Consider the following 21,005-nt stretch of genomic DNA (forward strand, 5'->3'; position numbering starts at 1 on the left):
AACCGCGTTCCCACCGTTTGCGCCGCCGGAGACCGGCCATAAGCGTGGTCATGGGAGTCCGTGGCGGTGAGCGGCACGGGTTCCCGAGCGGGCCCGAGCCGCGTGGTGGCATCCCCCCGCCATCACGCGGCCGGCGCGCTCCTCCACACGCAGCCAGGCAGCGCGGCCGGAAGCGGACCGGCCCGCCTCGGGGCGCGGCCGGCTGTCATCCGGCGCGGCCCGCTGCCCCCGGCCCGGCTTCGAGGGCGGCCAGGACCCGGTCGGGGGTCAGGGGCAGTTCCCGCAGCCGCCGGCCGGTGGCGTGGCACACGGCGTTGCCGATCGCCGCGGCCGTGCCGACGATGCCGATCTCCCCGATGCCCTTGCTGCCCATCGGGTTGAGGTGCTTGTCGTGCTCGTCGATCCAGTGGGCCTCGATGGCGGGGACGTCGGCGTTGGCCGGCACGTGGTAGGCGGCCAGGTCCCGTTCCGCGAAGTCGCCGAACGCCGGGTCGAGCTCGCTGTGTTCGGTGAGCGCCATGCCCAGCCCCATCACCATCCCCCCGATCAACTGGGAGCGGGCGGTGAGCGGGTTGAGGATGTGGCCGGCGGCGAAGACGCCGAGCAGCCTGCGGACGCGTACCTCGCCCGTGACGGTGTCGGCCTGGACCTCGGCGAAGTGCGCCCCGAACGAGTGGCGCGCGTACGGGGACTTCTGCTTCGCCGACTGGGTGGTGTCGGCGGACGCGGAGAGCCCGGCGGCGGGCAGCGGCCCGTGGTGCCGGGCCAGCCGGTCGGTCAGCGCGGTGCACGCGTCGTGCACCGCCCAGCCCCAGGACGCCGTTCCGGTGGAGCCGCCGGCGACCGGGCCGGGCGGCAGCGCGCTGTTGCCGATGGCCAGCGAGACGGCGTCCAGCGGGACGTGCAGGGCGTCGGCGGCGACCTGGGCCAGGACCGTACGGGCGCCGGTGCCGATGTCGGTGGCGTTGACCTCGACCAGGTAGCTCCCGTCAGGGCGGGCGTGGGCCCGGGCTCCCGAAGGGGCGATGTACACGGGGTAGGTGGCGGCGGCCACACCGGTCCCGAGGAGGAGCGGCCCCTCGCGGCGGGGCGGCCGGCGGCCGGCCCAGCCGAAGCGGCGTGCGCCTTCGCGCAGGCACTCCACGAGGTGGCGGGTGCTGAACGGGCGTCCGCTGTCGGGCTCGGTCGCCGGGTCGTTGCGCACGCGCAGCTCGACGGGGTCCATGCCGAGGGCGTCGGCCAGCTCGTCCATGGCCGACTCCAGGGCGTACATGCCGGGTGTTTCGCCCGGGGCACGCATCCAGGAGGGCGTGGGCACGTCGAGCGCGGTGACGCGGTGGGTGGTGCGGCTGTCCCGGACGGCGTACATGACCCGGGCCGGTACGGCGGCCTGTTCGACGAACTCGCGGACCTGCGAGGTGTGCGTGGTGACCTCGTGGGTGAGGGCGGTGAGGGTGCCGTCGGGGCGGGCGCCGAGCCGGAGGTGGTGCAGGGTGGGCGCGCGGTGTCCGACGGTGGCGGCCATGTGCTGTCGGGGCAGGGACAGCGTGACGGGGCGTCCGCAGTGCCGGGTGGCCATCACGGCGAGGACGACGTGGGGGCGCGGTGTGCCCTTGGAGCCGAATCCGCCGCCGACGTGTTCGGCCAGGACGGTGATCTGGTGCTCCTGCAGCCGGAACAGCCCGGCCAGGACGTTGCGCACCACCGTGGTGCCCTGGCACGAGTCGTAGACGGTGAGGTGGCCGCGTTCGGCGTCCCAGTCGGCGGTGGCGGCGTGTGGCTCCATGGCGTGGTTGTGCAGGGGCGCAACCGTGTAGCGGACGTCGACGCGTACGGGCGCGGCGGCGAACGCCGCGTCGGGGTCGCCCTGTTCGCGGTGTGCGGGGTAGCCGCCGTTGACCACCTCGGGGGTGTACAGGCCGGGGTGCCCTTCGCGCAGGGTGACGTCGTGCGGCTCGCTCTCGTACGTGACGCGCACGGCGTCGGCGGCGGCCCGCGCCCCCTCCAGGGTGTCGGCGATGGCCAGGGCGACGTACCAGCCGCGGTGCGGTACCCGCAGGTCCTGGAGGAGTTGCAGGGTGGGGTCGTCCGAGGGGCCCAGGCGGGGTGCGTCGTAGGGGGTGAGGACGCCCAGTACGCCGGGCAGGGCCAGGGCGTCGGCGGTGTCGACGGCGGTGATCCGGCCGCGGGCGACGGTCGCGGGCACCGGCCAGGCGTAGGCCCGCAGGGGCAGGTGCTGTTCGGCTGCGTAGCGGGCGGCGCCGGTCACCTTCTCCCGGCCTTCGCGCCGCGGGACGGAGGTGCCGAGAGCGGCGGCTGTGGCGGCCGGGGAGGCGGTGGATTCGAGGGTGGCGGAGGTCGGGCTCATCAGGGTCCTGTTCCTGGTCGGTGGCGCCGCTGGTGTGGTCACCCCCTAGGGCGTGGCGGGGGAACCGGGGTGTGTGCCGGCCAGCTCGGCGATGGCGTCGCAGGCGAGGTTGCGGGCGAGCGGGATCTTGTACGCGTTGTCGCGCAGGGGCCTCGCCTGCGCGAGTTCGGCGTCGACGGCCGCGCGGACGGCGTCGGGGTGCGGTACGGCGCCGGTGAGCCGGGCCTCGGCGGTGGTCGCGCGCCAGGGCCGGTGGGCGAGGCCGCCGAAGGCGAGGGCGACCCGGCGCACCCGGCCGTCGTCGGGGTCGAGGTCGAGGACGACGGCGACCGAAGCGAGGGCGAAGGCGTACGAGGCGCGTTCGCGGGCCTTGCGGTAGAGGGAGACGGCGCCCGGCGCGGCGGCGGGCAGGATCACCGCCGTGATGATCTCCCCGGGGCGGATGACGGTGTCCTGCTCGGGCCGGTCGGCGGGCAGCCGGTGGAACTCGGCGGCCGCGACGGTACGGGTGCTGTCGGCCGCGCCGTACAGCTCGACTTCGGCGTCCAGCGCGGCGAGCGCCACGGCCATGTCCGAGGGGTGGGTGGCGATGCAGTGCTCGGAGTGTCCGAGTACCGCGTGGTCGCGGTGGAGGCCGTCGAGGGCCCCGCAGCCGCTGCCGGGCTCGCGCTTGTTGCAGGGTTTGGAGAGGTCCTGGAAATAGCCGCAGCGGGTGCGCTGGAGCAGGTTGCCGCCGGTGGTGGCGACGTTGCGCAGCTGGCCGGAGGCACCGGAGAGCAGCGCCCGGCTGAGGAGCGGGTAGCGGGTGCGCACCAGCGGGTCGGCGGCCAGGTCGGTGTTGCGTACCGTCGCGCCGACGCGCAGGCCGCCGTCGGGAAGCTCGCGGATCTCGTCCAGCGGCAGGCGGGAGACGTCGATGAGGGCGCCGGGGGTCTCGACGCCGAGTTTCATCAGGTCCACGAGGTTGGTGCCGCCGCCGAGGTAGCGGGAGCCGGGGTGGGCGGCGTAGGCGTCGGCCGCCGCTTGCAGGCTGGTGGCGCGTACGTAGGCGAAGGGCTTCACGCGGTCACCTCCGCGCCGGTCGCGGTGGCCTCGGCGTGGGCTCCCGCATCGGCGACGGCGCGGACGATCGCCGGGTAGGCGCCGCAGCGGCAGAGGTTCCCGCTGAGCCGTTCCCTGATCTCCTCGGAGGTCAGCACGGCGGGGCCGGGTGCCACCGCGGCCGCGGCGGCGGTGACGTGCGAGGGGTGGCCGGCGGCGGCTTCGCGGAGCGCGCCGACCGCGGAGCAGAGCTGGCCGGGGGTGCAGTAGCCGCACTGGAAGGCGTCGTACTCCATGAAGGCGCGCTGGAGCGGGTGCAGGGCGCCGTCAGGGCCGGCCAGGCCCTCGACCGTGGTGATCTCGCAGCCGTCGAGGGCCACGGTGAGCAGCAGGCAGCTGTTGGCGCGCCGACCGTCGACCAGGACGGTGCAGGCACCGCACTGCCCGTGGTCGCAGCCCTTCTTGGCGCCGGTCAGGTCCAGGTGCTCGCGCAGGGCGTCGAGCAGCGTGACCCGGTGGTCCAGGTCGAGGTCGTGGTGGACCCCGTTGACGCGGAGGGTCACAGGGGAGCGGGCGGCCCCGGCGAGCGCGTCGTCCGGCGAGCGCGGCGCCGGTCCGGGGCCGCCGTCGGATGCCGGCCGGTGGGCGGGCGGGTCGGTTGCGTGGGCCACGACGAGCTCCCTTGACGTCCGTTGGGGGAGGGAATGTCCCTTCGACTGCCCAGCCTGACCCCTCGCACGCCCGAGCGCGGCGCACGCCCCCGCCTGCCTCCCCCGTACGGCCCACGGCCGGGAGGGGGACTGCGTGCAGGCCGCGCGATCCGGTTGATGCAGTCCTACGACGTCCACGAGCGTGTCCGGAGCCCGTGGATGCCGCTCCCGTTCCAGCGCGCCATCGGCGCGCCGACCACGCTCCGCAAGCTGCCGGGACGCCGAGACCGACGTCGTGACCGAAGCCAGAGGCGAGCGAAGGCGGAGGTCAAAACGGAACCGGCAGCCCGGCCTCTCGCAGCTGGGACAGGGCTTTGGACATGCATTGCCGCACAGTCCTCCCATCAGCACGCATGCCATGCTCCAAGGGACCCCCACTGGCGGCGAACGTCCACGCCGGCGCGTTGTCGGCCACCCTCTCGGCGTCCACCCTGATCATGGCGTTCACGCCCCGCTCACCCAGCCATTCCAGGATGAGGAGCGTCACGTCCTCGATGCCACCATCCTGGTCGCTGTTTGACCAGCGGCCCTGATTTCCTGTCATTGCCCAGACCCTACCGAGGAGTCCGAATCAGTCGGCACAGAGGTCGGGTCGGGCGGGCTTCCACCCAGCCTCAGCAGCAGTGGTCAGCTTGTGACCAGGCAGAAGGGATGCCCAGCAGGGTCAGTGAGGACCCGCCATCGCTCATTTGGCTGGTGATCCGGTTTGCCCGCACCCAGTTCCAGCAGTCGGACCTCGGCCTCATCCAGGTCGTCCACCTCGAAGTCGAGGTGGAACTGCTGGGGCAGGCTCTGATCGGGCCAGCCGGGAGCACGATAAGGGTCGACCCGTTGGAATCCGATGAAGAGGCCGTCCTCACGGCTGAGACCGGCGAAGTCGGCATCGGACTTCGGGTGAGGTTCGAGGCCGGTGGCTTGCTGATAGAACGCCGCCAGAGCCAGCGGATCAGGGCAATCGAGCGTTATCGCGGTCAACTTCATCTGCAGGGGCATGGCATGGCACCTCCGGGACCGATCGATGGACCTTGGTGATGCACACCTTAGACGCGGCCGGCCGGCATGGGGGCCCGACAGGGTCCACTCGGTCCGACCGCGCCTGATCACCATCAGCTCACCCAAGCAGCGCACACCATCCGGCTCTTGCGGCACTCCGAGGGACGCTCCTCACCTTCGCCACCGACGCCTACGCCTGCGCCTGCGCCTCGCCGGTCGCGCGTCATGGCGGCGCAGCTCGTCGTCAGCGCGCCCAGGGCAGTGTCACCGCCTCGACCACGGTGTCGTTGAGCAGCGCTTCGATGAGGACGGGAGGGCCCACGACCTTGGTACCCCACAGGTCGTAGTCGGTGCACAGAGCCCATGAGCGGTCCTCGGCCCAGAAGTTGGACGGGCTGAAGCCGGCCACGGGGTTGTCGTAGAGGATCTCGGCATCGCCGAGACGACCGGCTTGCACATGGAGGTTGTCGAAGTCGGTGACCCTGAGCATCAGCGGGTTGTAGTAGGCCAGGCACGGGGTGTCCGGCCCCGCGGGACTGTGCTCGGTGAGGATGGCGACCAGCCGGTTCCAGGTCGTACGGTCCAGGCTCCCCTCGGTGGGCGGAGCGATGCCGAGCGGCCGGCTGCCGTCCTTCTTGGCTTTCGGAAAACAGCGGTAGGAGGGCAGCAGCCCTTCCGGCACGACGGGATCACCGGTACGGAGGGCGAGTTCCGCCCAGCGCAGCCGCCGCCAGCCGCTGCCGGGGGGCTCGGCGCGGCCCAGGCCGCCCCCCGTGGCGACGCCTACTTCGAGGTCGATGCCGGCAAGGGCGTCGGGCTTGACGGTTCCGTCCGCCAGACGCGCCTGACGGTACTCGTGGTACGACACCTCGGTCGGACCGTCCTCGTGTTCGTACATGGCGTTGAGGACCCAGACGGCCTCGGGCATCGCCGGCGGCATGAACCCGGTCACGCCGTCGCCGCACAGCTCCAGCAGCCAGTCGGTGGTACCCGACGCCGCGAGCGGCCACAGGGCTGACAGCAGGTTCGTTTCCTCGGGCATGCCGCTATGGTCCCCCAGCGGAAACCACCGGCCACGTTCGGGGCCGGACGCTTCGCCGCCACTCCGCTGCATGGGCACGTTCCCCCGTGGGGGGTTGGGGCTTCCTACCGCCACCCACCATGCGTCACACCGCGGTTCTGCCGGGCCACCGGCGGTACTCCTCGCGGCCCTTGATCGGGCGACCGGCTCCGGCTCCTATGGTCAGATCCCATCTCCCTCGCGTAATGTTCATTTCACGCTATTGGCTATTACACCCCAGGGGGCGGGCGGCGATGCCGGACACCAGGATCAATGAGCTCGTGCGGATGTGGATCGACGGCTGGGTCGTCTCCCGCGGCAGCTCGGACCCGATCGACGAGCCGTGGGGGTGGACGATCGACGTCGGGCAGCCCAAGCACGTTGCCCGGCACGTACTGCCGGAGCCCTCCGAGGGCGATGTGCGCAAGATCGTCGCCGCGACGAGCGCGCCCGGGACGTGGCTGAAGCTGTTCGCCGAGGACCAGGCGGTCCTGCCCTGGGTCGGACCGGGCTGGCGGATCGACAGCCCCGGCTTCCTGATGGTCTGTCACCTGGCACCGGAGCGCCCTGAGGTGCCGGCCGGATACACCCTCACCAGTTGGACGCGGGGCGACGTCAGCCGGGTGCTCGTCCGCACGCCCGCCGGGCATTTCGCGGCGCGGGGGCAGATCGCACAGGCAGGCGCCCATGCCGTGGTCGACCAGGTCGAGACCGCTGCCGAGCACCGGCGGAAGGGCCTCGGCGGCCTGGTGATGCGCACGCTGCAGAGCACCGCGTACGAGGCCGGTGCAAGGACGGGCATCCTGGTCGGCACGCCCGAGGGCCGGGCGCTCTACTCCTCGCTGGGCTGGACCCCGTGCGCCCCGATGGCGAGCCTCTGGTACGAGCCGTCGGATGCCGCCGAGTGATGACTGGGCGTCAGCCGCCGCTCCTCCCCCCGGCCTCGTCGACGCGTAGTCCGTCGTAGGCCGGTTCGGGCTGGAGGTCGCGTTGCAGTTCGCCGGCACCTCTTCAGCCTGCTCCCTACGGTCTGGCTCGGGCGCGTGCGAAGACCGTCTCAGGGCACCTGGCCACGTCCTGGGTGACCGGCCTGCGCTAGCTTCGCCCCCATGAACTCATTGGCACAGATCTATGACCGAGAGTTTCGCGTGCGCGGCCTGCGCGAGCAGGGGTGGGGCCGGGGACTCATGGCCGCGGCCGCCCTCATCTGGCTCTGGGTGGGCTACCTGCTCGTCTTCCCCTTCAGCATCGACCGGGGCGAGCGGTTCAAGCCCATCGAGTGCGAGTCCCGCGCCTTCCACCAGGACAGCGACCACGCGGTGTCGTACCTCACGGACGAGGGCGAGCGCTGCGACGCCGAACGCGACTGGGGACCGATACTCGCCGCCCTGCTCCTCTCCCTCCCGCTGGCCTCGCTCGGCACCGGCTTGTACGCCTCCGGCACGGCGGCGGTCCGCACCGCCAAGTACGCTGCCGAGATCACCCGCCTGAACGCCACCAAGGAGGTCTGAGCGGGGGCACGGCGAAACCCGCGCCGCACCCGGGCCGGTGTGAAGCCGGGCTGGGCGAGGCACCCGAGGCCACCAGACGGCACGGGGTGCAGGCCCGGAGCCCGTCGGGCACCTGCCAGGCAGCCCGGCGCCCCGGGGCGGCTGCCGCGCCGGCACCACAGGGCCGGGAGCCACGCCCCGGTACCCGGACGACGACTCCCCCGCACGCACCGAGCGGCCTGTCCCGCCGCATTCTCGGCCTGCGAAGATCCGGAGACGCGCCAGGGCCCCGCGCCCGACCCCAGCCTCGACCCCGCGGCCTGCCCAGACGATCTCCAGCCCAGCCCAGCCGCAAGCAGGCCAAGCGCGTCATCCCGGCGGCCCCGCCCGCTACTTCAACGCCGTCACCAGCTGCCACCGCCCGCGAACGCGAACAAGATGGATCAGCGGCCGGCATGCACGACAAGGACGGTCGGGCATCGGTCGCCTTCTGGCCAGTCTCGGCGCCCGGACTCAGGATATCCGTGCGCAATACACAGGCATCGTCGCGCGAGAGCCGGTGCGGGCCGAACGAATGTGTCATGACCAGCCGGAAGCCCGGCGGAACAACCGGACGGCCTACCGGCCACAGCCCTGCACCGGGCCATGAGGGCCCGTCGGCACTGAATGTGTGGATCAGAGGGAGCCTGCCCCCGGACGCGTGCTCGGAGCGCCGGATGGGAGCTTGATCGGGAATCACGGGCACCACCACTACCAGCGGCTTTCATGCAATTCGTACGGCCGGGCACCAGCCCGACTGCCCCACCGGCATGTCCGAAAACCTCGCGAATCGGAGTTCCGAACTCCGGAATCAAGTCGTCTTGAATCAGCCGCTGAGCCCCACTGAGAGGTCCGGGCCATACATGTAATCTCGTCCGGGCGCCAATCTCAGAGATCGAGCCATCGAACGGGAAGGATCTTTCCATGTCGAATGACGGTAAGCGCGACTTACTGAAAAAGGCCGGCCTGACGGCTGCTGCGACCGTCGCGGCACTCACTCTCAGCGCAGGTGCGGCAAGCGCCGCATCATCTCCGGAGAACGAATCAGGGGCCACTGCACAGATCTCGGAAAACAGCGCCTTGGGGTTGGCCATCGCGCGTGTACTCAGCGATGACCCGACATCCACCCCGTCCGGCTACTTCAACAGCTAGTGGAACCATCCGGACCGTACTGAGTGATTTCCGCGCGGCACCGCTTCAAGGTGCCGCGCGGACTCAATCCACCACCAGCCTAGGAGCTCGGGATGCGCAGCCTTCCGATCGTAAGCAAAAGCGACACCAGTACGGAATGGCCCACCATCGAGGTGACGACCGGGGCACTTGCCGATCCGAACTGGAAACCTCTGCCGTTCGTGGAATTCGTTGTAAAACTTCACAGTAGGTGTAATCTCGCCTGCGACTACTGCTACGTGTACGAAATGGGCGACTCGACATGGAAAGACCAGAGCAAGGTCATGTCGAAATCCACCGTAGACCAAACGGCCGTTCGCCTGGCCGATCACGTCAAGGCCCATCGCGACGAACTCAAGGTCGTGAAAGTGGTACTGCACGGGGGCGAACCACTCTTGGCCGGGCCGGATATGATCCGCTATCTGGCGCAGAGGTTTCGGGCAGAAATACCCGATGGAATTGACGTCGATTTTCGCGTCACGACGAATGGCACCCTTCTCGACGACACCATGCTGGAAGCGCTCCACGCGTCGGGAATCAAGGTGTACATCAGCCTGGACGGAAGCCAAGAAGACAACGACCGCCATAGGAAGTACGCGAACGGGCAGGGCAGCTTCGCCGCCGCAGTGCGAGGCATTACGGCTCTGCGCGAAGATCCCTACGGCGACCTGTTCTCAGGGATGCTGTGCACCGTTAACCTCGAGAATGACCCGGTGGAAACGTACGACACCTTGGTTTCATTTGGGTCGCCCATGGTCGACTTTCTGCTCCCTCACGGAAACTGGACCCAGCCTCCGCCGTTCTGGTCGGGCGATCAGGGTGGGACACCCTACGCCGATTGGCTCATACCGATATTCGACCGTTGGTATCGCGCCGAATCCAAGCCCACATCCGTCCGAATCTTTGACGAAGTGTTGGCCCTGATCCTTGGCGGCCAGAGCCGGGCGGAAACCGTGGGACTGAGCCCGTTCCGCTCGCTCACGATCGACACCAACGGGTCAATCGACTTCTGCCATCAGCTCAAATCCGCCTATTCAGGCGCCCAGATCACAGGTTCACACATAGATCGGGACTCGATCGATTCGCTCATGCTGCATCCCGGCGTGGTCGCCCGCCAGCGGGGTACGGAAGGACTCTGCGACACTTGCAACGCCTGCCCCATACGCAACGTATGCGGTGGCGGCCTCTACGCCCATCGCTACAAAAAGGGAACCGGCTACCTCAACCCATCCGTCTACTGCGCGGACCTGAAGCGCCTCATCTTGCACATAAACGAAACCGTGCTCGCAGACATCAACGCACTCCTGCGTTAGGTGGGCGAGGGCCCCCGGCCGGCAGCCAGCGAAAACGCCCGCCCGACCACGCGGAATGGTGGGGACGTGGATCCGTACCGCTACGGAGATCGTCACCCAGCAGCCACAACCTGGCCGGCCATGACCTGGGGAGGATTGGGCAGCAGTGACGCGAGGCTGTCCCGGACGAAGTCTGCCGCCCTCTTCACCGACTCCTCGGCCCCGGCTTGGTCTTCGAAGACGCTGGTGGAGATCATCGCTCCTCCCCCCACGTCAACCCAGTAGTAGGCCACGAATCCGGGGACTTGGCGGAGGAGGGGCACGAATCCCTCGTCCACTCGGCGTCCCGCCTCGGCAGGATCAGTCACCCCTTCATACCGTCGAACCACTGCGTACATGGCTGATCTCCTCATGGGTCCCAAGGTCACCTGGCGCGAAACGACATACCCCCACCGCGGGTCTTTCGCCCGCCGGGCGTCCGGAAGGCACCCGGACAGGCGCATCATGCAACCGGATTTCAGGGGCTCGCTCCCTTGCTCGCGGTGACCCACTCGATGACCGTGTTGACGGCGCCCGTCGCCTGCTGGATCTCCGCCATGCTGGTGGCGATGAGGGTGTTGTCGTTCTGGTCGAGACCGCTCAGGCAATCCTGACTGCTCTTGGCCACCATCGTGGTGAACGTCGTCCAGCTCGGCCGGCTCCGAGGATCTGGGACGGGGAAGTAGGCGTTGGCGTCCCGCGCGACCGTTCCGAACTCGTCGCAGATCGGGCGGAGCCGGGACAGGATCAGCGCGTCGCCGTCCGCGGACTGCTTCGCTTCCGCCCCGAGATCACCCAGCTGTCGGAGGACGGCGTTGTAGCGGACCAGCAGGTCCCGCCCACCGAGGCCGTACCAGCTTGCCGCCTGCACCGACGCTTCCTGCGCGGCGAGCCTCGGATGCTGGGCGGGTTTCGGGGACGCCGCTTCCCCGCTGTTCCCCCGAGGTTCCGGGAGGGACAGAAGTGCTGCGGGAACCCCGACGGCCCCGGCGCACAGCACCCCTACGACCAAGCGGCGCAGGACCGGCCCCCGGGACTCCCTCCCGGCCGGTGCGGAGGTCGGAGGGCGTGTCCCTCGTCCAACCACCCTCCGGGCGACGGAGATGACCGCGGCCGAGGCGATGGCCTCAACGGTGACGAGGACGAGGAGGATACCGAGCAGGTACTGGAAGGCTTGCCAGGTCGCGACGGGTCGCCAGTCACAGGCAGGCGTGAACGTGCTGATGGTCTGGATGCAACCGTCCGACGCGGACAGCACGAATACGCCGCCGTAGCCCACCAGCACGGCTGCGTGGGCTGCGACGAGCGCGGCGATCAGCTGGTAGCGGTCGACGAGCAGGCTTGCGACAAGGGCTGCGACCAGAGCTCCCATCAGAAGGGCTGCGCACACCCCGTCTTGGAACAGGAGGGCCCCGGCGATTCCTCGGAGCCGGACCGGCGGCTGCCACGTGTGCATGTAGCCCTTCACGCCGGCGACGCCGGCCCAGCACAGAACACCACCGAGTATTCCCGCGAGCAGCACGCGACGCAGCGGTGGCAGCGGTGCGGCGGGGACCGCCGATTCCTCGATGTCCGGTGCGGCGCGACGGGCCCAGCCCGAGGACAGCTGGTGAACCGTCCAGGCCGGCAGCGGCACCACCCACAGCCCGGCGACCGCCGGCAGCGCAAGCGGAACGGCGACCGTGGTGCCCAGCAGCGCCACCGCGCGTTCGGTCGCGGTGAGGATCGCGGTGTACTGCCCGGCCGGATCCACCGGTAGCCCTTCGGTGCCCGGTCCGACGACGTTGGCCAGCAGCCCCGGTACGTTCGCGAGGACCACGCCGAAGTCCTGCCACCACCAGAACCACGCGCACAGCGCCAGGCACGCCCCCGCTACGACCAGGATCATCGGCGGATGGATCGTCCGACCGCGCCAGACCGTGGCCCACAGGTGGGAACACTGGGTGACCCACCAGGCGAACGCCAGTCCCGCGAGCACCACGAGCACCACCATCACGGGCTCGCCGGGCATCCACCGGTTGACCGCGATCCGGACCCCGAACAGTTCACCGACCGCCATCCCGATGCCCAGCCAGAGGCCCGCCCATGCCCCGGAGAGCCTGCGTCGCCCGGTCAGCAGCCGGTGAACCACCGAACGCCACAGAGCGATGCCCGCGACTCCGGTCACCAGTGCGGCAGGCGGGAGCGCCATGACCAGATCCCACACCCACTGACCCGCCAGGCCGGAAGCACCGACGACTTGCCACAGCTGGCCGTTGACCAGAACGGCCGCGGTCCCGGTCAGGAACATCAGCAGGGCAGGAACCTCGAACAACGGCGTGGAGTCGGCCAGCGCCTCTCGCCGGGATTCCCACCGCGGGTGCGTGCGCCAGAGCTCGGTGAACGAACGCAGTGCGCGAGGCAGCACCCGTACGACCGGAGCTGACTCGACGGCCCCCCAGACGCGCAGGTTCGCCCCCCAACGGGCAGCGGCGAGGTCGGCATGGAACTCCCGGCTGCGCAGCACGTCCGACCGCGCCAGGTAGACGACCACCGTCATGAGGAACGGGAGGATGAGGGAACGCCACGCTCCCAGTGCGATTTCATAGGGCGGCGACTTCGGGGCGAACGAGTTGAAGAGGAGGAATCCGAAGCCCGCGGCGTAGGGAACGAGTACGGCGGCGATGAAGGTCCGCCAGAGCGCGACCGTGGCGTAGGTGAGAGTGACGTCACCGTTGCGGATGTGGGCCAGCTCGTGCAGGATCACCGCCTCGAAGTCCTCCGGCGCCACGGTCCTTCGGGCGAGCAGACCACCGTGCAGGCACATGGTCGGACGACGGTTGCTGCCGAACACCGCAGCGCCGGTCGAGGCGGCGAATGGATCAACGACAACCTGCGGAGCGCGCTTCAGCCCGGCTACCTCTGCCAGCTGTTCCAGTTGATGCCGGATCCGGCCGTCGTGATCCACCGCCGCCAGGGGGACGACCCGGTTCCGGCGCTTCTTCCAGAGGGGAAGGACGAAGAAGAGTCCGCCGGCCAGGACCAGCAAGACGACCGGTACGGCGGGCGCGATCCACCAGGGCAGCTGCACGTGCTGGGCGATGCAGGCTTGGTAGGCGGCGCTGCGGAGCACCTCGGTGGGGGGAGCCTCACCGGTGGCGACTCCGGCCGCACGCAGGCACTGGGTGCCTTCATTGAGGCCGGCGGCAGTGAGCGCCATCGGCAGCATCGAGCTGCTGCTCGCGATCATCAGGATGACCAGCAGTACGAAACGCATGGTCGTCCCGGCGGGCATCGCCCGTCCGTCCGGCTTCACCCGGAGCGGCTCGGTGGCCATCGCCGTCAGCTCTCGTCCGGAGCGTCACCGTCAGCCGGGTCGGCCGGCCTCTCCGGGTCCGGATCCGCCACGGCGAGCGCCAGCCTGGCCACGACCGCGTTGGCGACCGCCTCCGCACACTCCACCGTCAGACCACGGTGGGACGCGCTTTCCAGCACACGCGCGCGCACCTCGGCGAGTTGACCAGGGGTCAACGGGGGAATGACCAGCGGTTCGGCAGTCCTGTTCAGCGCCTTGCGGAGCCAAGCCCGGGTGCCCCTGACCGTGCCGTCCACCGCGGACTCCGCGCACTTCCTCGCGGTCTGGTCGAGTACGAGCCACACCACCGGTGTCACCAGTGCCGCCATCTCACCCAGTCCGAAGCCGAGCGGCTCCCTTCGCCCACCTTGTGGCCGTAATCGGCGCACCGCCGTCGCGTCATCGAACTGGGCCAGGCCGTCCACCAGGACCAGCTCCGGCGGCGCGATCTCCGCCACCACCTCGCGGACCACTTCCCGCACCCTGACCTGCCCGGCCATGCCGCTGCTGCTGCTGCCGGAAGAACCTTCACCCGAGACCATTGCGCCCCCCGCGAATCGTCCGTGTGCCGTGTGGCCACGGCAGGACAGGAGGGTAATGGCTCGGCTCCGCGCCAGAACCGCGCTTCAGCAAATGTGTGACGCGTGGTGCATGGCGGGCCGACTCCAGCGGAAGCCGAAGCCGGACGGGGGACACCGCGCATGGTCGCTGGGGCCGCGGGTACGTCCCTCCCGTACGGGAGAGTCGCGGAAGCGGCGGAGGAACGAGGGGTGCCGGAAGTGATCCGAAAGCTGCAGGCGATCGCGCTGGACTGCGCCGATCCGGTACGACTCGCGGCGTTCTACGCGGACCTGCTCGGCGGCCGCGTGATCACGGACCCGGAGGATCCCGGCTGGGTCGAAGTGCACGGATTCGAGGGAACGCCGCTGGCCTGCCAGCGGGTCGACGGCTACCAGCCGCCCGCATGGCCCGGTCAGGAGCGCCCGCAGCAGCTGCACCTGGACTTCGACGTCGACGACCTCGACGGGGAGGAGGAGCGGGCGCTCACGCTCGGCGCGACCGTGCTGGAGCGGACGGACCAACTCCGCCCGGAGGCCAACTGGCGGGTCTACGCGGACCCGGCCGGCCATCCGTTCTGCCTCTGCCTCCACTGAGTCCGCCGGCCCACCGCAGTTACGCAAAGGCCCTCGGTCAGTGGGGACGTGGGCGCCTGTCGTTGATGCGGTGCCAATCCGGTGAGATCACCAATGCGGCAGACGCGGGCACGCTCGTCGCACTGACCGGTCCCGGTGGCGTGTTGCTGCGGGACATGCCGATATCGCCGGTGGCGGCGAGGTGGTCCAGGGCCTCTCTGACGTCCTCCACGCGGAAGCCGGTGGCCCGCTCCAGTGCTCGGAGCGACGTGCGGATGGTCTCTCCGTCTTCCCACCTGCCCGCGCAGTGCAGCAGCAGGGCCTCCTCCCGCGGTCCGTCGGCGGCGGGCAGAGCGCGCTGTGCACGTTCGAGGCGCCGGAGGACGAACTCGACCTGCGGCGCCAAGCGCCCGAGGGCCCGGTCACGGTCGCGACGCATGCGGGCGGCATCGAGGACGCGCCGGGCGTTCGCGCAGGCCTGCTCGCGCGTGACGCACGCGGTCCTGGCGTCCATGCCCTCGGCGAAATCGGCGGCCCGATCGGGGGTGTTCAAGTCGGTCACGATCGCGAGTCTGGCCACGGCCACTCGCCGCGGGGGCCATCGGGCCGGATATCACTCGAAGGAGCGACGCACCGCGATCTGCGACGGGCGCCCCGCCCCCGCGCACCTTCTGGCACCTCCGGACCGCGTCGATGCCGCAGCCGCGTGCGCGGAGGCTGAACCGAACCGGACAGCGGGCACCAACGCAGAGCGGCGGCAACCAGGCCTTCAAGCGCCTCGCGGGGAACGAGGATCTCGCGCAGCTCCGGGTCGCGCACGCTCTCGACGGCGCAAGCGTAGCGGGCGAGTGAGCGGCGGCGGCCCTCGCCGGTGAGGCGCTGTCGAAGCCGCGCTCGCCCGCTACGACGCCGAGCGCCGCCCGCGCAGCCAGGCGGTCGCGAAGGCCGCCCGGCAAGCCGGGCGGATGAGCCACCGGCTCTCCCACCCGCTGGCCGTGGCCCTGCGCAAATACGGCGATACGGCTGACACCCTCGACCGCCGCGACCCGCATGATCCTTCGGCACCATGAGTGGGCCCCACCACAGTTGAACTGATCCGACCGCGCCCGGTCATCGTGTCGATGGCGGTGGCTCCGTGGGGGCGAAACCGGCCACATCGGGTGGATCGGACTGGGGGGCGGACGGCCGGCGCGCCCCGGCGGGGCGGAGCGAGGGGTTCCAACTGCCGCCCCGGTGCGGCTTCGTCCCAGCTCGGAGGTGGTGCGGACACGGCGTGGCCGGAAATGTCGGGGCGACCTGACACAGCGCCCGGAGCGCCCTAGCCGGTCGAAGTGTCCCCGTGGGATTCCAGGAGGGTACGCAGCGCCGAGGCCACCGTGTCACAGGTGTCGCGGTCCAGGGGAGCGAGGAGGGAGGCGAAGTGATCCAGGTGTTCCGCCATCACCTTCTCCGCGACCTCGCGACCCCGGTCGGTCAGGCGGATGCGGACCGACCGGCGGTCCTTGCCGTCTCGGATCCGCTCGACCAGCCCCTTGGCCTCCATCCGGTCGATGCGGTTGGTGATGGCCCCCGAAGTGACCATCGCGGCCGGGATGAGCGCCCCGGCGGTCAGTGTGTACGGCGAACCCGAACGCCGCAGCGTCGTGAGGATGTCCAGCTCGCCGACCTCGAGGTCGCGTTCGGCCACGAAGGCCTTGAGCTGCTTTTCGATGATGCGGTTCATCCGCTGGATCCGGGCCAGGACCTCGATGGGCCACAGCTCGTCCGCCAGGTCGGGCCGTTCCTCCACCCACTGGCCGACGATCACGTCCACCGCGTCACCCATCAGGTCCTCCGTCTCGGTCACTCGCTCGCGACGGACCCAGCATAACCCAGATGCCTCAGCGTTAAGAGACTTGACGTTCAGGGGCTTCTGGTGATTTCATTTATCTCAACGTTGAGATTGTTAGCCTTCAGATGGATTGGAGCGGCGCCATGACCACCGCGCCCGCAAGCACAGCCGCCGGCATCGGTGCCGGCACCGGCTCATCCGCCACCCGCACACCAGGAGCCCCGGCCGCCCCCGGCCGAGTGGCGGCCCGCGGACCCGTCCCCGCCTTCTGGCTCGCGCTGCTCGCCACCCCCATCGCCGCCGGGGCCAACGCCCCGGTCCTGATCCTCCCGGACATGGCCCGCTCCCTCGGGGTGTCCACCTCCACCGCGTCCTGGCTGGTCTCGGCCTTCGCCTGGGCCATGGCCGTCGGCACCCCACTCCTCGCCGGACTCCTGCGCCGCAGCGGACTGCGGCCCGTACTGCGCCTCGCCTCCGCCCTCGTCCTCGTCGGCACCCTCCTCGTCGCCGTCTCCCCCTGGCTCCCGCTCACCCTGGCCGGCCGGGCCGCCCAGGCCGCGGGCGGTGCGGGACTGGTCGCGTCGGCGATGAGCCTGGCCGGCACGGCCCGCCGAATGGGCGTCATCAGCGCCGGGTTCGGCATGCTCGGCGCGGCCGGCCCGCTCCTCGGCGAACAGCTCGCGCACACCGTCTCGTGGCGGCTCTCCCTCTCCGTGTCCGTGGTCGCGGTGCTCGCCGTGCCGGCGGTGATGCGGTACGCCGGGGCCATCACACCCTCGTCCAACCGCTTCGACGGCCGCGGCGCCGCCCTGCTGACCGTACTGGCCACGGCCCTGGTCACACTCCCCCACGCCCCGCTGGCCGCACTCGGCGCGGCTCTCGTCGCCGCGCTCCTGCTCGCCCTGCACATCCGCCGCCGCCCCGAGGGGTTCGTCCCGGCCGCCCTGCTGCGCACGCCGGTCTTCCTGACCTCGGGCCTGCTGGCGCTCGTCCTGTCGGGCTCGTACTTCACGCTGCTCTTCGCGGTGCCGCGGCTGCTCGGAGACCGGGCCGGCTGGGACACCGGAGCCGCCGGGACCGGCCAGCTGGTCGCGCTGCTCGTGGGCTCGGCACTGTCCTGGCTGCTCGCCGCGGCCTCGGCCCGGATGGGCCGCCCGGCCGTACTGGCCGTCCTGATCGGCGTCGGGGCCCTCGCAGCCGCCGCGGCGGCGTTCTCCGACTGGGGCCCGCTCCTGCTGGCGGCCACCGTCGGCGGGGTCTTCGCCGCCACCGGCGCCAACGCCTGCCTCTCGATGCACGCCGCGGCCGGCGCCCCCGCAGCCCAGCGGCCCACCGCCATCGGCCTGTTCGCCCTCTGCTACCAGCTCGGCGGCGCCTTCGGCCCGGCGGTCGCCGCGGCCCTGGTCCTCGGCTCCTGATCCACGGCCGGCCGCGAACCCCCCGCCCCCTCCGCCCCCTCACCTTCTTCGTGTCTCCGCATGGGAACCGGGGCCGCACGAAGACGTGAGGGGGCGGAGGTCTGCGATCCGCCGTCGTGCGGTGGAGGTGTGGGACAGGGCGCGGGCCCGGCTATTCCTGGTTCCGGTCCGCGAGCGCCGCCGCTCCGGCGCGGGCGAAGGCTTCCGGGTTGTCCAGCATGATGTTGTGTCCGCAGTCCGGGATCGCGACTACGGACACCCCGGCCTCGGCGAGTTCGTCGGCACCCGGGAGCGGGCCGTCGGCCTCGGGCAGAAGGTAGGTGCGGGGGACCTTCAGGTCCAGCAGGAGCTCACGCATGGTGGGAACCGTGCCGCGGGCGAGGTGGACCGCGCTGCGGTGCAGGGCCTCACGGCCGGCCAGCCGCATGGTGGACCACCAGTGGGAGCCGGCCCGGTCTCGGACCTCCTCCCAGCCGTACGTCAGAAATTCCTGCTCGGAATACGCGGCGATGCCGCTGCTGCCGTTGGCGGCGGGCAGGCGCGGGATCGGGTCGAGGTTGGCGTCGACCAGGACCAATCGGGAGACCAGATGTGGATGCCGGGCGGCGAGGACGATGGCCACCGAGCCTCCCATGCTGTGGGCGATCAGCTCCGCGCCGGTGACACCGGCGGAGGTCAGGGCCACCGCGAGTGCGTCCGCGTGGGATTCCAGGGTGTAGTCGAAACCCGTCGGCCGGTCGCTGAGGCCATGACCGAGCAGGTCGATGAGCAGCGAACGGCGGCCGGCCAGCAGGGGGTGGACCGCAACCTCCGTGAAGTAGGCGGGCGAAGTGGCGCCCAAACCATGCACGTAGACGCGTGATGGCTCCTGCCCCGGCAGCTCGACCCAGCGGATCCGGTCGCCCTCGGGCGTCACGGCGGCATGGCGCACGGTCTGCTCCCCTGCAGTCAAGATCGATGGAGAGACGAGAGTAGCCACCAGGGTCAGGTCCGTCGATCCCCCGGTGCAAGCCCCTTGCGCGGGCACGGCAGTCGGGCGACACCAGTCGTGGATCGACCGATACACCCCACCCGTTTCCGTTCACAACGGCGCAGATCAGCAGATCAGTTGTAACCCGGGTAGCCCAACCCCGCACGAGCCGAGCCCTCTGCAACACCCTTCAGCCGAGCACGGCAGCCGCGGACTCCTCGGCGAGGTCCTCCGCGTGCGGGGGCAGCGGGCGGCCTGCGCGCAGGTGGCGGCGGACCACCGCGAGCGGAAGGTCGATCAGGGCCAGGGCGATCCGGTCCCGGCCCTCGGGCCCGGTCAGGCCGAGGGCCGCGCCGGCCGAGCCGAGGCGCGCGAACACCTTCTCGTTGCCCCGATCCGCGCGTTCCCGGTGCCCCTCGGACCAGCCGGCCCGGCCGAACTCCTCGGCGCCGTACAGGAGCAGCGCCGCCTCCCGCGGGTGGGCCCGGCTCCAGGCCACTACGTGCCGGGCGCCGGCGCGGGCGGCCCCGTGGGGGTCGGGGTCGCCGTCGAGGGCGGCGAGGTAGCCCTCCTGGAAGCCCTCGACGGTACGCAGCCACACCTCGGCGAGCAGTGCGGGGCGCCCCGGGAACCGGTGGTACACGGATCCGCTGGGCGCGCCGACCGCCTGGGCGACGGCGGACATAGTGACTGCGGCCGGGCCGCCGGCGGCCGCGAGGAGGACGGCGGCGTCGAGGAGATCGTCGACGCCGAAGCGGGGTGGTCTCGGCATGAATCAGAGAGTACTCTCCACTTCAATTAGAGGTTGCTCTCCAATTGAAGGAGTTCCATGCCCGTCCACAACGTCCACGAACGCCTGCTGCCGATGAAGGCCGCCGAGGCCGGCGCCCTCCTCGACTCGCTCTCCGACGGGCCGGCCGACCGGCTCTGGCCGCACCGGACCTGGTCTCCCATGGAGTTCGACCGCCCGCTGTCAGCAGGCGCGAAGGGCGGGCACGGCCCGGTCCGCTACACGGTCGCCGCGTACGTCCCGGGAACCTGGGTCCGCTTCGCCTTCAGCGGCCCTCGCGGCTTCCACGGCTTCCACGAGTACGCCGTGCTGCCGGTCGACGACGAGCACACGGTGTTGCGGCACACCCTGTCGATGCGGGTCACCGGAATCGCCCGGCTGAGCTGGCCGCTGGCTTTCCGCTGGCTGCACGACGCACTGCTGGAGGACAGCCTCGACCGTGCCGAGCGCCCGGCCCGGCCCGCCCGCTGGTCCCCGTACGTCCGGCTGCTCATGTCCATCGCCCCGAAGGAACGCTGACGGATCCCGGGCCCGGGATCCGCCGAGCCGGGGATCCCACGGCCGACGGCGCTCGTACACCGAGTGCCGTCCGTTGTTGCCGCAGCATGGCAACCGTGTGGCAGTCGTGCCGGGCCGGGGCCGCGAGGGCACCGCGGTGTCTAGGATCCCCCGCACGTGCCTCCGGCCTTCCGCGCAGGCCCTTCCCCCCTCTGCCAAGGAACGCGATCTGCCATGAGTGTTTCCGCCGCCCTGAGCGTGAGCGAGGCGTTCGCCCGCCGCCACGAACTGACCTTCGTCGATGTCCGCACTCCGGCCGAGTTCGCGTCCGGTCATCTGCCGGACGCCGTCAACATCCCCCTCGACCGCATCGGGCGGTCGCTGCCGGATCTCCTGCAGGCCGCCGAGCACGGGCCCCTGCTGGTGGTGTGCGCCTCCGGGGCCCGGGCGCAGAACGCCGTTGCCGCTCTGGCCTCCCACGGCATCGAAGCGTCGAGCCTTACCGGCGGCACCACCGCCTGGGCGGCCGGGGGACACCGGCTCGACCATCCCGAAGGCCGCCCTCGGGCCGTCTGGGCGATGGAGCGCCAGGTCCGGTTCACCGCGGGCTCCGTCGTACTCCTCGGCCTGGCCCTCGGCCCTCTCGTCCACCCGGCTTTCCGGCTGCTGTCCGCGGGGATCGCGGCCGGCCTGGTCTTCTCCGCCCTCAGCAACACCTGCGGCATGGCGGTCGTACTCGGCAGGCTTCCCTTCAACCAGCGGGGGAAGGCACCCCTGGACCACTACGGCTCGTTCCCGTCCGTTGGCACCGAGGATCCCCGCGCGTGAC

Annotated in this window: 21 protein-coding genes and 2 pseudogenes; 9 read left to right on the forward strand and 14 right to left on the reverse strand. The window is 70.9% G+C overall.

Annotation, left to right across the window (positions count from 1 at the left end; genetic code table 11):
* Nucleotides 1–205: 205 nt before the first annotated feature.
* The 6 genes from ADK52_RS18060 to ADK52_RS18085 all read right to left on the reverse strand — a co-directional run bounded on the left by ADK52_RS18060 (nt 206) and on the right by ADK52_RS18085 (nt 6,154).
* Nucleotides 206–2,368 (reverse strand): xanthine dehydrogenase family protein molybdopterin-binding subunit, encoded by a 2,163-nt coding sequence (locus ADK52_RS18060; RefSeq protein ID WP_053690852.1) that lies wholly within the window; start codon nt 2,366–2,368, stop codon nt 206–208.
* 45 nt (nt 2,369–2,413) lie between these two features.
* On the reverse strand, nt 2,414–3,430 hold the full coding sequence (locus ADK52_RS18065) for an FAD binding domain-containing protein (protein ID WP_053690853.1): 1,017 nt from the start codon (nt 3,428–3,430) through the stop codon (nt 2,414–2,416).
* On the reverse strand, nt 3,427–4,080 hold the full coding sequence (locus ADK52_RS18070; protein WP_053690854.1) for a 2Fe-2S iron-sulfur cluster-binding protein: 654 nt from the start codon (nt 4,078–4,080) through the stop codon (nt 3,427–3,429). The genes ADK52_RS18065 and ADK52_RS18070 overlap by 4 nt, the downstream gene beginning before the upstream one ends.
* A gap of 307 nt (nt 4,081–4,387) precedes the next feature.
* Complete coding sequence (locus ADK52_RS18075) at nt 4,388–4,663, reverse strand: hypothetical protein (RefSeq protein ID WP_053690855.1); 276 nt, start codon at nt 4,661–4,663, stop codon at nt 4,388–4,390.
* An 83-nt stretch (nt 4,664–4,746) separates the two neighbouring features.
* Nucleotides 4,747–5,112, reverse strand: coding sequence for a VOC family protein (locus ADK52_RS40205; RefSeq protein ID WP_078988419.1), 366 nt, complete (start codon nt 5,110–5,112; stop codon nt 4,747–4,749).
* Between the two features lie 244 nt (nt 5,113–5,356).
* Nucleotides 5,357–6,154: a hypothetical protein gene (locus ADK52_RS18085; RefSeq protein ID WP_053690857.1), complete on the reverse strand. Its 798-nt coding sequence runs from the start codon at nt 6,152–6,154 to the stop codon at nt 5,357–5,359.
* Between the two features lie 272 nt (nt 6,155–6,426).
* Here ADK52_RS18085 and ADK52_RS18090 point away from each other — a divergent pair, with 272 nt between their 5' ends.
* The 4 genes from ADK52_RS18090 to ADK52_RS18100 all read left to right on the forward strand — a co-directional run bounded on the left by ADK52_RS18090 (nt 6,427) and on the right by ADK52_RS18100 (nt 10,184).
* Nucleotides 6,427–7,080, forward strand: coding sequence for a GNAT family N-acetyltransferase (locus ADK52_RS18090; protein WP_053690858.1), 654 nt, complete (start codon nt 6,427–6,429; stop codon nt 7,078–7,080).
* A 201-nt stretch (nt 7,081–7,281) separates the two neighbouring features.
* On the forward strand, nt 7,282–7,683 hold the full coding sequence (locus ADK52_RS18095; RefSeq protein ID WP_063783876.1) for a hypothetical protein: 402 nt from the start codon (nt 7,282–7,284) through the stop codon (nt 7,681–7,683).
* 942 nt (nt 7,684–8,625) lie between these two features.
* Entirely contained in the window at nt 8,626–8,853 is a 228-nt protein-coding gene (locus tag ADK52_RS42400; protein ID WP_147419968.1) for a hypothetical protein, read from the forward strand.
* A 92-nt stretch (nt 8,854–8,945) separates the two neighbouring features.
* The gene (locus tag ADK52_RS18100) at nt 8,946–10,184 is read left to right on the forward strand and encodes an FxsB family cyclophane-forming radical SAM/SPASM peptide maturase (protein ID WP_053690860.1); all 1,239 of its coding nucleotides are present in this window, start codon (nt 8,946–8,948) and stop codon (nt 10,182–10,184) included.
* A gap of 92 nt (nt 10,185–10,276) precedes the next feature.
* Here the strand turns inward: ADK52_RS18100 and ADK52_RS18105 are convergent, their stop codons facing one another.
* The 3 genes from ADK52_RS18105 to ADK52_RS18115 all read right to left on the reverse strand — a co-directional run bounded on the left by ADK52_RS18105 (nt 10,277) and on the right by ADK52_RS18115 (nt 14,036).
* A complete protein-coding gene (locus tag ADK52_RS18105; RefSeq protein WP_053690861.1) occupies nt 10,277–10,561 on the reverse strand; it encodes a hypothetical protein in 285 nt (94 codons plus the stop codon).
* Nucleotides 10,562–10,680: 119 nt separating this feature from the next.
* Nucleotides 10,681–13,518 carry a M48 family metalloprotease gene (locus ADK52_RS18110; protein ID WP_053690862.1) on the reverse strand — a complete coding sequence of 946 codons (2,838 nt, stop codon included), beginning with the start codon at nt 13,516–13,518 and terminating at the stop codon, nt 10,681–10,683.
* Between the two features lie 5 nt (nt 13,519–13,523).
* Entirely contained in the window at nt 13,524–14,036 is a 513-nt protein-coding gene (locus ADK52_RS18115) for a hypothetical protein (protein WP_053690863.1), read from the reverse strand.
* Between the two features lie 279 nt (nt 14,037–14,315).
* On the opposite strand from ADK52_RS18115, the gene ADK52_RS18120 reads away from it, so the two are divergent.
* Complete coding sequence (locus tag ADK52_RS18120; RefSeq protein ID WP_053690946.1) at nt 14,316–14,690, forward strand: VOC family protein; 375 nt, start codon at nt 14,316–14,318, stop codon at nt 14,688–14,690.
* A gap of 37 nt (nt 14,691–14,727) precedes the next feature.
* Here ADK52_RS18120 and ADK52_RS18125 read toward each other — a convergent pair whose 3' ends face one another.
* Together ADK52_RS18125 and ADK52_RS44805 are read right to left on the reverse strand one after the other, a co-directional pair.
* Nucleotides 14,728–15,231 (reverse strand): DUF6042 family protein, encoded by a 504-nt coding sequence (locus ADK52_RS18125; RefSeq protein WP_159045972.1) that lies wholly within the window; start codon nt 15,229–15,231, stop codon nt 14,728–14,730.
* Nucleotides 15,228–15,554: pseudogene (locus ADK52_RS44805) on the reverse strand (hypothetical protein); the annotation flags it as partial. The gene ADK52_RS18125 and the pseudogene ADK52_RS44805, both read right to left, overlap by 4 nt.
* Here ADK52_RS44805 and ADK52_RS45060 point away from each other — a divergent pair.
* Nucleotides 15,551–15,764 (forward strand): annotated as a pseudogene (locus ADK52_RS45060) (FAD-dependent oxidoreductase); the annotation flags it as partial. The pseudogenes ADK52_RS44805 and ADK52_RS45060 overlap by 4 nt on opposite strands.
* 223 nt (nt 15,765–15,987) lie before the next feature.
* Here ADK52_RS45060 and ADK52_RS18130 read toward each other — a convergent pair.
* The gene (locus ADK52_RS18130; RefSeq protein ID WP_053690947.1) at nt 15,988–16,494 is read right to left on the reverse strand and encodes a MarR family winged helix-turn-helix transcriptional regulator; all 507 of its coding nucleotides are present in this window, start codon (nt 16,492–16,494) and stop codon (nt 15,988–15,990) included.
* A gap of 149 nt (nt 16,495–16,643) precedes the next feature.
* Here ADK52_RS18130 and ADK52_RS18135 point away from each other — a divergent pair, with 149 nt between their 5' ends.
* Nucleotides 16,644–17,918 carry an MFS transporter gene (locus tag ADK52_RS18135; RefSeq protein WP_053690865.1) on the forward strand — a complete coding sequence of 425 codons (1,275 nt, stop codon included), beginning with the start codon at nt 16,644–16,646 and terminating at the stop codon, nt 17,916–17,918.
* A gap of 151 nt (nt 17,919–18,069) precedes the next feature.
* On the opposite strand, the gene ADK52_RS18140 is transcribed toward ADK52_RS18135, so the two are convergent.
* Both ADK52_RS18140 and ADK52_RS18145 read right to left on the reverse strand, forming a co-directional pair.
* A complete protein-coding gene (locus ADK52_RS18140; RefSeq protein ID WP_053690866.1) occupies nt 18,070–18,849 on the reverse strand; it encodes an alpha/beta fold hydrolase in 780 nt (259 codons plus the stop codon).
* 229 nt (nt 18,850–19,078) lie between these two features.
* Nucleotides 19,079–19,660, reverse strand: a complete 582-nt coding sequence (locus ADK52_RS18145) for a TetR/AcrR family transcriptional regulator (RefSeq protein WP_053690867.1) — start codon at nt 19,658–19,660, stop codon at nt 19,079–19,081.
* Nucleotides 19,661–19,717: 57 nt separating this feature from the next.
* Between ADK52_RS18145 and ADK52_RS18150 the strand changes: the two genes are divergently transcribed.
* Both ADK52_RS18150 and ADK52_RS18155 read left to right on the forward strand, forming a co-directional pair.
* A complete protein-coding gene (locus ADK52_RS18150; protein ID WP_053690868.1) occupies nt 19,718–20,197 on the forward strand; it encodes a hypothetical protein in 480 nt (159 codons plus the stop codon).
* Between the two features lie 213 nt (nt 20,198–20,410).
* Nucleotides 20,411–21,004 (forward strand): rhodanese-like domain-containing protein, encoded by a 594-nt coding sequence (locus tag ADK52_RS18155; protein WP_053690869.1) that lies wholly within the window; start codon nt 20,411–20,413, stop codon nt 21,002–21,004.
* Nucleotide 21,005: the final 1 nt, after the last annotated feature.

It is taken from the genome of Streptomyces sp. WM6372 (assembly GCF_001279655.1).
Lineage (GTDB): Bacteria > Actinomycetota > Actinomycetes > Streptomycetales > Streptomycetaceae > Streptomyces.

Bases quoted from the DNA above. Each gene is read 5' to 3' on its own strand.
- ADK52_RS18060 (WP_053690852.1), bottom strand. From the start codon at position 2,368: ATGAGCCCGACCTCCGCCACCCTCGAATCCACCGCCTCCCCGGCCGCC.
- ADK52_RS18075 (WP_053690855.1), bottom strand. From the start codon at position 4,663: ATGACAGGAAATCAGGGCCGCTGGTCAAACAGCGACCAGGATGGTGGC.
- ADK52_RS40205 (WP_078988419.1), bottom strand. From the start codon at position 5,112: ATGCCCCTGCAGATGAAGTTGACCGCGATAACGCTCGATTGCCCTGAT.
- ADK52_RS18085 (WP_053690857.1), bottom strand. From the start codon at position 6,154: ATGCCCGAGGAAACGAACCTGCTGTCAGCCCTGTGGCCGCTCGCGGCG.
- ADK52_RS18090 (WP_053690858.1), top strand. From the start codon at position 6,427: ATGCCGGACACCAGGATCAATGAGCTCGTGCGGATGTGGATCGACGGC.
- ADK52_RS18095 (WP_063783876.1), top strand. From the start codon at position 7,282: ATGAACTCATTGGCACAGATCTATGACCGAGAGTTTCGCGTGCGCGGC.
- ADK52_RS42400 (WP_147419968.1), top strand. From the start codon at position 8,626: ATGTCGAATGACGGTAAGCGCGACTTACTGAAAAAGGCCGGCCTGACG.
- ADK52_RS18100 (WP_053690860.1), top strand. From the start codon at position 8,946: ATGCGCAGCCTTCCGATCGTAAGCAAAAGCGACACCAGTACGGAATGG.
- ADK52_RS18105 (WP_053690861.1), bottom strand. From the start codon at position 10,561: ATGTACGCAGTGGTTCGACGGTATGAAGGGGTGACTGATCCTGCCGAG.
- ADK52_RS18110 (WP_053690862.1), bottom strand. From the start codon at position 13,518: ATGGCCACCGAGCCGCTCCGGGTGAAGCCGGACGGACGGGCGATGCCC.
- ADK52_RS18115 (WP_053690863.1), bottom strand. From the start codon at position 14,036: ATGGCCGGGCAGGTCAGGGTGCGGGAAGTGGTCCGCGAGGTGGTGGCG.
- ADK52_RS18130 (WP_053690947.1), bottom strand. From the start codon at position 16,494: ATGGGTGACGCGGTGGACGTGATCGTCGGCCAGTGGGTGGAGGAACGG.
- ADK52_RS18135 (WP_053690865.1), top strand. From the start codon at position 16,644: ATGACCACCGCGCCCGCAAGCACAGCCGCCGGCATCGGTGCCGGCACC.
- ADK52_RS18145 (WP_053690867.1), bottom strand. From the start codon at position 19,660: ATGCCGAGACCACCCCGCTTCGGCGTCGACGATCTCCTCGACGCCGCC.
- ADK52_RS18150 (WP_053690868.1), top strand. From the start codon at position 19,718: ATGCCCGTCCACAACGTCCACGAACGCCTGCTGCCGATGAAGGCCGCC.
- ADK52_RS18155 (WP_053690869.1), top strand. From the start codon at position 20,411: ATGAGTGTTTCCGCCGCCCTGAGCGTGAGCGAGGCGTTCGCCCGCCGC.